Below are 10,177 nucleotides of genomic sequence, written 5' to 3'. Positions count from 1 at the left end.
AAAGCCTGTTGCGCGGATGTTTTTATTGCTTGCATCGCCGTCTAATTGGTTTTTATTTTGTAAAATCAGTGTTTCACCTTGCACAATTGCTTCTACACCGGTTTTATCCTTCAAATTATTAATCGCTCTTTGTGCAGCAAGCAAATGGCTAGTGCCATCTGCTGGATTGTTTGTCCAAGTGATTGTTTGTTCATTAATTGTAACCGTTGTTGTAATCGCACCCTGTGCTAAATTTCCGCCAAGCAATAAAGGGCGTGATGTAGCAGTTTGGTAGCTTATCCACACTCCCTGCTCCTCTTGTAAGCGCATCGCCTCTCCTGCGTCATTAAACATCACTCCCATATCTTGTGGAATCTCATGTTGCCTATCTTTTGTGTCATAGATACGCTCTAAACCGCCTGCAAAATTGTTTGCATTCGTGCTATCTAAAGGGCTTGGGCAATCAATGTTTTGTGTTTTATACCCACTTGTTAGATTAATATTCCCCGTAACAACGCTTGTCTTTTTTGCTGGAATTGTTAATCTAGGATCAATTGTGATATTTCCAACAGGACCTGTGGAATCCACACGATTTAAAGAGCCTGTTCCACACGCACAATTCAGCATAGAGAGATCTCTTACCCAGCCTTGCACGATAAATCCACTAGTATTGACAAGATTTCCCACTGCATCAAACATAAACGCACCATCTCTAGTATACATATTTGTATAACCACCATTATTGCTTACTACAAACATCCCTTGTCCGCTTAATGCTAAATCACCTTTTCTGTCTGTGTTTTGTAAAGAGCCTTGTGAAAACACTTTTGTTGTTGTTTCAATCCCTGTTCCTAAACCCACAGAAAAATCATTCACCCCACCATAGCCTGCATAAGGAATCGTAGCAGAACGCCTCGTTTGACTAACCATTGTAGAAAAATCTGCCCTTGAATATTTAAAACCATTTGTATTGACATTTGCAATATTATTTGATTCCACATCTAATGCAATTTGATGCGCTTGCATACCACTAACGCCTGACCATAAAGATCTTAACATTTGCAATCCTTTAAAGACAAAGTATTTTGCAAAATATCAAGCAATTACCATTCCAACTTCTAGGGCTAGCTTCCCTTGCCTTCTTCACTCTTACAAGTTACAAATCTTATAAAGCGTGCAAAAAGGCACTTGCAAGCAAATGCTTAACTTTGTGCGCGGATTATCAAACTCTTAGGCAAACAAAACTTCTCCACAAACTCTTTTTCTCTCTCTCTATGCTCTCCACTATCTACTTCGTGGTCAAAGCCTAGCAAATGCAACACTCCGTGGATAAACAGCAAGGCAATTTCACTCTCTAAACTATGCCCTAACTCTTGTGCGATTTTGGTTGCAAATTCTACTGAGATGACAACACTTCCTAAAAGCGGTGAAAACTCTAGCGGGAAGGATAACACATCTGTGGGCTTATCAATCCCCCTAAATTCTAAATTTAATGCTTGCATTTTTGCATTCTCCACAAGTAAGAGTTCGCATTGCTTATCTTTTAACCCTAAGTCTTTTAAAATCTCTAAAAAGATAGAATCCAAAAATGCTAAAAAGTTGGAATCTAATTTGATTTTAGTCTGATTATCTATATCAATCAATTTCTATTCCCACAGGACAATGATCACTCCCTAAAATCTCAGGGTAAATGCTAGCACTCTTAAGCCTAGAATCCAACGCCTTAGAACATAAAAAATAATCAATCCGCCACCCCGTGTTATTAGCCCTTGCTTTTCCCATATAGCTCCACCAAGTGTAAGCACCCTCCTTGTCAGGATAAAAATACCGATAAGTGTCTGTAAAGCCAGAATCTAAAAGCACACGCATTTTTTCCCTCTCTTCATCGGTAAAGCCTGCATTTCTGCGGTTTGTTTTAGGATTTTTTAAATCAATCTCTTTGTGTGCGACATTTAAATCCCCACACACAATCACAGGCTTTTTAGATTCCAACTTTTTCAAAAACACCCTAAAATCCTCTTCCCATTCCATTCTGTATTCTAAGCGTTCTAGCTCCCTTTTAGAGTTTGGCGTATAAACATTAACTAGATAAAAGCCCTCAAACTCCGCTGTGATGATTCTCCCTTCTTTATCGTGGTGAGCAATTCCCATACCATAACCCACACTCAAAGGCTCTTGCTTGCTAAAAATCGCCACGCCAGAGTAGCCCTTTTTCTCTGCACTATTCCAATATTCATAATAACCGCTAAAGTCAAATTCCGCCTGCTCTTTGTGCATTTTGGATTCTTGGATACAAAACACATCTGCATTTATCGCATTAAAAAACTCCATAAATCCCTTATTCATACACGCCCTTAGTCCATTAACATTCCAAGAAATTAATCGCATTTTACTCCTTTATTGTGGATGTTTTACACTTCCTTTATAAAAGGGAGTGCAAGCCTTAGCCTCACCTAAAACAGGTTCTGTAATCACCTCTGCTCCCTTTTTTAACTTTTTAAAAATGGAATTTGCTAGATTAACTGCTGTTTTAAGAGTTGTTTGTGTAACTTCAATTTTTGGATCATCTAGTGTTCCTTGAATTGTTTGAGAATATTTTGCGCAATTTTTCGCATCTAAGAGTCCGATTGTAAAGTTTTCAAAGGCATTATTGTTAAGATTAATCGCTCCAATGGCTGCTAGTCTAGTTTTATCTGTTGCAAAGGCTACATCTTGTGCATATGCCACACCATTTTCAAGTGCAAATTTTGCTATCAGTTCTTTAATCACACTCTTAGTATCCACTAATGTATTTAACCCTAACATTCCTACATTACCCCCCTTTGTTGCAGCAATACCAAGCGGACCTGCTAGCACAAATGCACCCACATCAAGTAAATTGACACTATTTGCATTTTCATAACCCCTAGCAAGCGCATCAATATCAAGGCTATAAATTTCTAAATCCCTTGTATGCACTTCCGCACTTCCCTTTAAATGCTTAATCATACTCTTTGCATCGCTCCCTTGAAGGTTCAAATCCGCATTTACATTTGCGATTCCACCTTTAATTAACTTGCCATTGCCCATAAAAGTTGCTAATTTTTTAATGTCTAAATCTTTACCGCTAAGCAGTAATTTTTCATTCTTTAATGCCACATCAAAATTTCCAAAATCTCTATTTTGGAGAATCAAACTTGGCTTATTGTCTGTTAAGCCCACGCTTCCACTTAGTGTTAATGCACCCTTTAGCGTCATTTCAACGGGATTAATGTTTGCAATCTCAGGTGTGCTTAGGCTAAAATCTGTAAAATACGCATTATTTTTAAAGTCCATTGTTGCATTTTTAAACATTGCTTGAATGTGCTCTCCATAAAGATTGAGCATAGCAGTGCCACCACCATCTTTAAACGCTCCACCACTCTTTAAGGTAAAAGTTAAATCCTTTTTAAACTCCATACCGCTTAAGGCATTTAAAGTCTTCTTTGCTAGCGTGATTTGCGGAGAATCTAAACTAAAATCCCCATCAAAATTAGAATCCTTAAAGTTTTTTAAATCCACTTTTGCATTGATTGCCCCTTGCACATCGTATCCTAAAAGTTTTGCAAGCTTTTCTAAATTGAGTGCTTTAATATCCGCTTGCACATTTTTTAAGATATGATTTTGCAACTTAGCATTCATAAGCATTTGAGAGTCAAACAAATCACTTTTCACTTGCAGCTTTAAATCCTTCGCATTCCCACTAAATTCCGCACTTAGCGCATTATTTTTGCCAACTTCTAAATTTTGATAACGCAAACTTGCAAGCGTGCTTTTTGCATCGCCTTTTAGCACATAGCTTAGCGGAGAAAGCGTGATTTTATCCATAAGTGCATTTAAACTTAAACTCCCATCTAACGCATAATCCTTCACATTTCCATAACTTCCTGCTAGATTAACAAGTTCATTTAAGCTTAAATCCTTTGCATTTAGCCTTATGCTTTGTGGCGTGTAATGTGGCATTACAATATGCGCTAAAATAGGATTTGTCAGAACATTTAGAGCTAGAGTTGCTTCTTGATGCGTAATTTTTCTTAGATTAATGTTTGCCAATAGCGGAGTTTTTAGCATAAAATCCCCAAAGCCGATGTTTTGTGTGCGCATTTGAATCTCTCCATTGCTTGAAAAATCCGCAATGCTTACTCTTAAGTTTTTAGATTCCACATTTAAATAACTAGAGCTTACAAGCAATGTAGCAATAATGCTATCATTCTTTGCAACACCATCCATTGCAAATTGGATGGAATCCTCTGGTAGCACAAGCCCATAAGCTTTTTGTAAAAGTGTAACATTAGGCACAATCGCACTTGAAGCAATACTAAATCCCCCACTTGGTGCTTGCAAATCTGAAAGATCCATATCTGCTTTTAATAAGATTCTACCTTTTGCATATTGTGGTTGATTAAAAAACACAAGCAAGGATTCCACATTAATCCCCTCTTTGCTATCCAAAAATAGGCGTTTAGGCTTAAAATTCTCCAAACGCACATCTGCAAAAATCGCACTCTTAAACGCATTAATATTTGCTTTAATCCCTAAATGATTCGCTTGCTTAATAACATCTCCATCAATGCTAACACTGCCATTTAAACGCATCCCTAAAAGCTTCTCATAAGGAGCTAAATCTTTAAGAATTGCTTGGATTTTTGCACTTGTATTAAGCGTGAAAAGTGAATAATCCCCATTGATTGCAATTTTAGAATTTTGCTGATCTGTCATTGCAAAAGCATAGGAGCGAAAACCTAAATTAAAATGTGTAAATTCTAATCCCACAGGAGCTTTTTCATTCACAATTTGTGTGATTTTATCTTTTAAAAACGCATTTCCACTGCTAGAAAATAACCAAAATACCGCACCAACAACGATTGCTAAGATTCCAACAATGCCCACTGCAAAAATTGTTAAAACTTTTTTCATCACCACTCCTATCTAACGCCAAATAAAGCGGAATTCTAACAAATTATTTCCAAAACAATATGCAATATATAAAATTTTTATCCTTTAGTCTTTTATAAAAACTACCGATATATAATGCGTCAATTCTTTTATGACAAAGAATGATAAATCATAAGAAAGGAGTCTGTTATGATTTCAGGTATTGACAGCAGTGCGTTAGCTACAGGTGGAAACTTAAATGTTCTTAAAAAAGCTATGGATAGCGAAGAAGCAATTATGAGCTCAATCCTAAGCGGAATGGAAGGTGCGCAAGGTAACTTACAAACACAGCAAGCTCCAAGCCAATCAACACAAGCTCCAAGCCAAAACACAAATGCTTTAGACATTATGGCATAAGCTTAAAGCACTTTTGTGCTTTAAGCAATGTTGAGCACTTGGTATTCTAACTTCTATTGATGATACAGCAAAATTTTTCAACATCCCTTGTGAATACGCTTATGCGCTTTGCGACACAGCGTTATTTACACTTACACCCAAGCCCCCTTACAAAACTCCCACTTCCAGATCCTAAAAAAGTGCAGGATAAAAGCTATCTTTTATATATGCACATTCCCTTTTGTGCGACACTTTGCACATATTGCTCTTTTAATCGCTTCTTATTCCAAGAGGACAAGGCAAAACGCTATTTTGAAAACTTACGCAAAGAAATGCAAATGGTAAAGGAGCTAGGCTATGACTTTAATGCTATCTATGTAGGAGGTGGAACAACTTCAATAATGCCTGATGAGCTTTGTAAAACACTAGATTTAGCAAAATCCCTTTTTAGCATCAAAGAAGTTTCTTGCGAATCAGACCCTAACCATTTACAAAAAGAAACACTAGAATTCTTTAAAGGCAGAGTGGATAGACTCTCCGTTGGCGTGCAAAGCTTTGATGATGGAATCTTACGCAAAATTGGGCGTTATGAGAAATTTGGTAGCGGTGAAGAAACTTACAAAAAGCTAGAAAACGCTAGGGGGATTCTACCAATTTTAAATGTGGATTTAATCTTTAATTTTCCAAACCAAACGCAAGAAATGCTAACAAAAGATTTAGAACGGATAAAAGCATTAAAACCCAACCAGCTCACAACCTATCCGCTAATGTCCTCCCCCTCTGTCAAAAGCATCTTAAAACGCTCCATAGGCGAGGTATGCTTAAAAAATGAAGCTTCCCTTTATCAGCTAATCCTAGAAACTTTACAAAACGATTTTACGCCCCTTTCAAGTTGGGCATTTTCACACAAAGGCAGTGCAATCTTTGATGAATATGTCGTAGATAATGATGAATATGTAGGGATTGGCTCAGGCTCTTTTAGCTTTCTAAAAGGAGTGCTTTATACCAACACATTTTCTCTCAAAGAATACGCACAAAAAATCCAAAGCGGGCAAATGGGCGTAGCAAGGGAACGCAAATACTCTAAAAAAGCACAATTACAATACCGATTAATGGTAGAACTCTTTGGTGGAAAGGCAAGCGCAAAACGCTTTAAAGAGCATTACAATGCAAACTTAGAATGGGATTTGTTGAAAGAAATCGCCTTTTTGCGACTAAGCGGCAATATCTACAAACAAGGGCAGGATTATTATCCTACTCAACAGGGCAAATACCTCTTTTTATCAATGATGAAAGAATTTTACATCGGAATGGACAGAGTAAGAGAGGAATCCCGCGCAATGCTAAAAGAAGAAGATATGTAAATGCTCTACTCACAAAATTGATTCAAAATCCCAACAACTTCACGCACCTCCCTATCTGTCATCACTGGGCTTATAGGGATAGACAAAACTTCATTATGGATTTTTTCTGTAAGCGGTAATTCTAACGCATTCCATTCTTTATAAGCAAGCTGTTTATGGGGTGGAATTGGATAGTGGATTAAGGTTTGGATTCCATTTTGCGTTAAATACTCTTGCAATCTCTTACGCTCTTGCGTTCTTATTACAAAGAGATGCCAAGCGTGAGAAGTTTGTGCAAATGTCTCCCAGTTTGTAATTGGAAGTGTGATTTGTGGATTCTTAATGTTTTGCAAATAAAGTTGCGCAATCTCTTTGCGCCTTAGATTATCACTATCAAGCCCTTTAAGTTTTATGCGTAAAAACCCAGCTTGCATCTCATCAAGCCTAGAATTTAGCCCCTTATAGAGATTTTCATATTTTTTAAAAGAGCCATAATTTGCTAAGGAGCGGATTTTATCAGCTAATTCCCTATCATTAGTCGTAACCGCTCCACCATCACCAAGTGCGCCTAAATTCTTGCCCGGATAAAAAGAAAATCCACTAGCATCCCCTAAACCCCCAACTCTCTTTCCTTGATACATCGCTCCGTGTGCTTGTGCAGAATCCTCTATAATTTTTAGGCGATACTTCTTAGCAAGCTCCCAAATTTTCTCCATATCCACCGCACGCCCATACAAATGCACCACCAAAATCGCCTTTGTCTTTGAAGTAATATGCGACTCTATGCACCGAGCATCAATGTTATAAGTCTGCAAATCTGGCTCTACAAGCACAGGCGTGCAACCATTATCAGAAATCGCTAAAATGCTAGCAATATAAGTGTTTGCAGGGACTATAATCTCATCCCCTACACCAAAACCATACGCCTTAATAATAAGCCTTAGCGCGTCTAATCCATTAGCGCACCCCACACAATATTCCACTCCGCAATACTCTGCAAACTCTTTTTCAAACTCCGCATTTTGCCTACCTTGTAAATACCAACCACTTGCGCACACTTCCTTAAAAACGCTATCAAAAGAGCTTTGAAACCTTGCATTAATCTTTTGTAAATCTAAAAACTGCACCATTTAACCACCTTGTGCTACACAAAATTGTGCTAAATGTAGCAAATTAGCAAAGGTAAAGGCGTATCTTTTATGCAAAATCTCTTGTGCGCCTTTTTGGTTATAAAACTGCATTATCTTATGATAGCCCCAGATTTTTCTAATTTGATGCTGTGAGCATAACGCCATAGCTCCCCAAAAAAAAGGCAAAGTATCCACATAAGGTTTTACCCCCGTTTGCGCTATCTCTTTGGCAAAAGTTGCTTCTAAAAGCGGAATGTCATCATAAGTTAAAAATTCATCCAAAAGGGCGTGTGTTTCTAGCATTTCACGCATACCTGTTATTTGACTAGGAGAACTTAGCTGTGAGCCATTTTGCATAGGCACTTTATAGCGCACAATCCTTTTGTCTAAAACCCCTATTTCCCCTAGCTTCATCAGTCTAATATGCATTTGATAATCCTGAAAATTAACCATACTCGCAGGCAAAGGGAAAATTACTTTAGCGTATTGGCGCTTCATAGACATTCCAGGCGATGTCAGACAATTCCACATTAAAAAAGTGTAATAAATAAACTCACTTTTACTTCTATTTTGCATATTCACATAGCCATCCATTAGCTCTTCAATCACATTATTATTCTCATCAACAGGGATTAAAGGCGTGTATAATGCCGCATAATCATTCTTTTGGTGTGCGTTATAAACCATCTCTAGCGCGTCTAGCTCAAAAGAATCATCTCCCGCACAAAAGAGTAAAATATCAGATTTTGAACGCTTAAATGCAGCATTTAACGCAGCGTTCACACCGCGATTAAAATCGTGCTTAATTAGCTTTATGCGCTTATCCTTGTATTTTAAAATCTCTTTAGTTGTATTATCGCTGCTACAATCATCTACAATCAACACTTCAAAGTCATTAAAACCCTGATTAAGCGTTGATTCTATAAATCTCCCTATGTATTTTTCGTGGTTAAAAGTTGGTGCTAAGATTGAAATTTGTGGCATATTATCCTCATATCTACTCAATTAAAGACTAATTTTACCAAAAAATACCAGAAACTCCACAGATAGTTCATTATGCAATAGCCAATAAATTATTAAAACATATTTTTATCCTATTGATACCTAGAATACTTTTTCTTAATTATTTTATAATCAACTTCGGTTAGCTCAAAATAGTAGTCCAAATCACTTTCGCTTATAACTTTTGCTCCAAATCTTCTATGAAAAGCCAAAACACTAACATTTTTCTTTCTTACATCAAAATGTGCTTTTGGAAATCCAAGCGTATAAAAACCAAAATCATAAACACACAACAGAGATTCTATTGCATAATTTGCAGAAACATTATCTTTCATAATCCAACTCCCCCAACAAAAAGAATCTTCTCTCAAATCATAAAGTCGTACTAGCCCAACATTATCATCTTGTTTTGATTGTATAATAAAATAAAATTCATTCCTTTTTCTCTCGCGCGCTTTGTATTTCTTTATCCATTCTATTTGCGCTTTCACTCCATTTTTTATACCTGATAAAAATCTCGCCCTATTTGAATTTTGACGCATAGCATAGATAAATTCCGCATCATAGAGTTCCACCAAGCGCATATTAATATGTTTCCCTTCTATACCAGAACATTTGATTTTTTCTAAAATTTTACTCATTTCCAATACGCACCCTCTTAAATCTCTCACTCATCTCTAAAGATTCCACAATGCTTACTTTACTTGGAATCTTAAAGGGGGCGAGTTTGTCTTTGCAGAAAGTGCGGATATATTTTTTGAGTGTTAAGTTTTGTGTTGTTTGCGTTGCATTTTCTAAAGAAACTGCTTCCGCAGTGTTGCTATCTGTGTTTTTACTAGAATCTAGGTTTGCAGATTCTGTGGCGTCGGCTACACATTCCTTGTTTTTGCTATTTTGAGATACTAGCTCACGCTCAGTATAACAATGACTAGAATCTAACTTTTTGCTATTTTGCACCCACTCATAATGATTAGAATCCAACACCTCCTTTACACTTACACTTTGCCCTGTAATCGCATTAGATTCTCCATATACGACACAATCACTTATAAATGGAATCTGTAGCAATACCCCTTCAACTTCTTGTGGGATAACTTTCTCTCCACCTACATTAATTACTTCCTTTGCCCTGCCTATGATTTTTATATACTCTTCATTATTAATAATCTTTGTTTCTACCAAATCCCCTGTTGCAAAGTAGCCTTCATTATCAAACACACTATTATCACTATTAAGATAGCCTAGTGCGTTTGTGTGGGATTTGATAAAAAGCTCGTTATTGACAATCTTATAGTCCATATTATCAAGGCGGATAAAATTATCCTTTGTTGTAGTCTGCGTGATACCTATCTCACTTGCCCCAAATGTTTGATGAAATCGCACTTTTGGAAAAGCATTTTTAAGCTTTGCTAAAAGAGAATCTGACATTTTTTC

At 37.0% G+C, this 10,177-nt stretch carries 10 protein-coding genes; 2 read left to right on the top strand and 8 right to left on the bottom strand.

What is annotated here, in order from left to right:
• The 4 genes from flgE to MRZ19_RS06540 all read right to left on the bottom strand — a co-directional run.
• On the bottom strand, window positions 1-1,038 hold a 1,038-nt coding region (gene flgE, locus MRZ19_RS06555; protein WP_291031505.1), incomplete at its 3' end, for a flagellar hook protein FlgE.
• Between the two features lie 143 nt (window positions 1,039-1,181).
• Window positions 1,182-1,622 carry an rRNA maturation RNase YbeY gene (gene ybeY / locus MRZ19_RS06550; protein WP_291031504.1) on the bottom strand — a complete coding sequence of 147 codons (441 nt, stop codon included), beginning with the start codon at window positions 1,620-1,622 and terminating at the stop codon, window positions 1,182-1,184.
• Window positions 1,615-2,367 (bottom strand): exodeoxyribonuclease III, encoded by a 753-nt coding sequence (locus MRZ19_RS06545; protein ID WP_291031503.1) that lies wholly within the window; start codon window positions 2,365-2,367, stop codon window positions 1,615-1,617. The genes ybeY and MRZ19_RS06545 overlap by 8 nt, the downstream gene beginning before the upstream one ends.
• A 9-nt stretch (window positions 2,368-2,376) precedes the next feature.
• The gene (locus tag MRZ19_RS06540; RefSeq protein ID WP_291031502.1) at window positions 2,377-4,914 is read right to left on the bottom strand and encodes an AsmA-like C-terminal region-containing protein; all 2,538 of its coding nucleotides are present in this window, start codon (window positions 4,912-4,914) and stop codon (window positions 2,377-2,379) included.
• A gap of 168 nt (window positions 4,915-5,082) precedes the next feature.
• Between MRZ19_RS06540 and MRZ19_RS06535 the strand changes: the two genes are divergently transcribed.
• Together MRZ19_RS06535 and MRZ19_RS06530 are read left to right on the top strand one after the other, a co-directional pair.
• The gene (locus tag MRZ19_RS06535; protein WP_291031501.1) at window positions 5,083-5,289 is read left to right on the top strand and encodes a hypothetical protein; all 207 of its coding nucleotides are present in this window, start codon (window positions 5,083-5,085) and stop codon (window positions 5,287-5,289) included.
• A gap of 59 nt (window positions 5,290-5,348) precedes the next feature.
• Entirely contained in the window at window positions 5,349-6,632 is a 1,284-nt protein-coding gene (locus MRZ19_RS06530; RefSeq protein WP_291031500.1) for a coproporphyrinogen III oxidase family protein, read from the top strand.
• A gap of 5 nt (window positions 6,633-6,637) precedes the next feature.
• Here the strand turns inward: MRZ19_RS06530 and MRZ19_RS06525 are convergent, their stop codons facing one another.
• The 4 genes from MRZ19_RS06525 to MRZ19_RS06510 form a co-directional block, all read right to left on the bottom strand.
• Complete coding sequence (locus MRZ19_RS06525) at window positions 6,638-7,741, bottom strand: DegT/DnrJ/EryC1/StrS aminotransferase family protein (protein ID WP_291031499.1); 1,104 nt, start codon at window positions 7,739-7,741, stop codon at window positions 6,638-6,640.
• Window positions 7,742-8,725 (bottom strand): glycosyltransferase, encoded by a 984-nt coding sequence (locus tag MRZ19_RS06520; protein WP_291031498.1) that lies wholly within the window; start codon window positions 8,723-8,725, stop codon window positions 7,742-7,744.
• A 110-nt stretch (window positions 8,726-8,835) separates the two neighbouring features.
• On the bottom strand, window positions 8,836-9,384 hold the full coding sequence (locus MRZ19_RS06515) for a GNAT family N-acetyltransferase (RefSeq protein ID WP_291031506.1): 549 nt from the start codon (window positions 9,382-9,384) through the stop codon (window positions 8,836-8,838).
• Window positions 9,377-10,177: class I adenylate-forming enzyme family protein (locus MRZ19_RS06510; RefSeq protein ID WP_291031497.1), on the bottom strand; the 801-nt coding region annotated here is incomplete at its 5' end. The genes MRZ19_RS06510 and MRZ19_RS06515, both read right to left, overlap by 8 nt.

The organism is Helicobacter sp., from assembly GCF_022770205.1.
In the GTDB taxonomy this organism is placed as follows: Bacteria; Campylobacterota; Campylobacteria; order Campylobacterales; family Helicobacteraceae; genus Helicobacter_D.
Note: the sequence above shows the minus strand (reverse complement) of the source record. Positions and strands in the feature narration are given on the sequence as shown.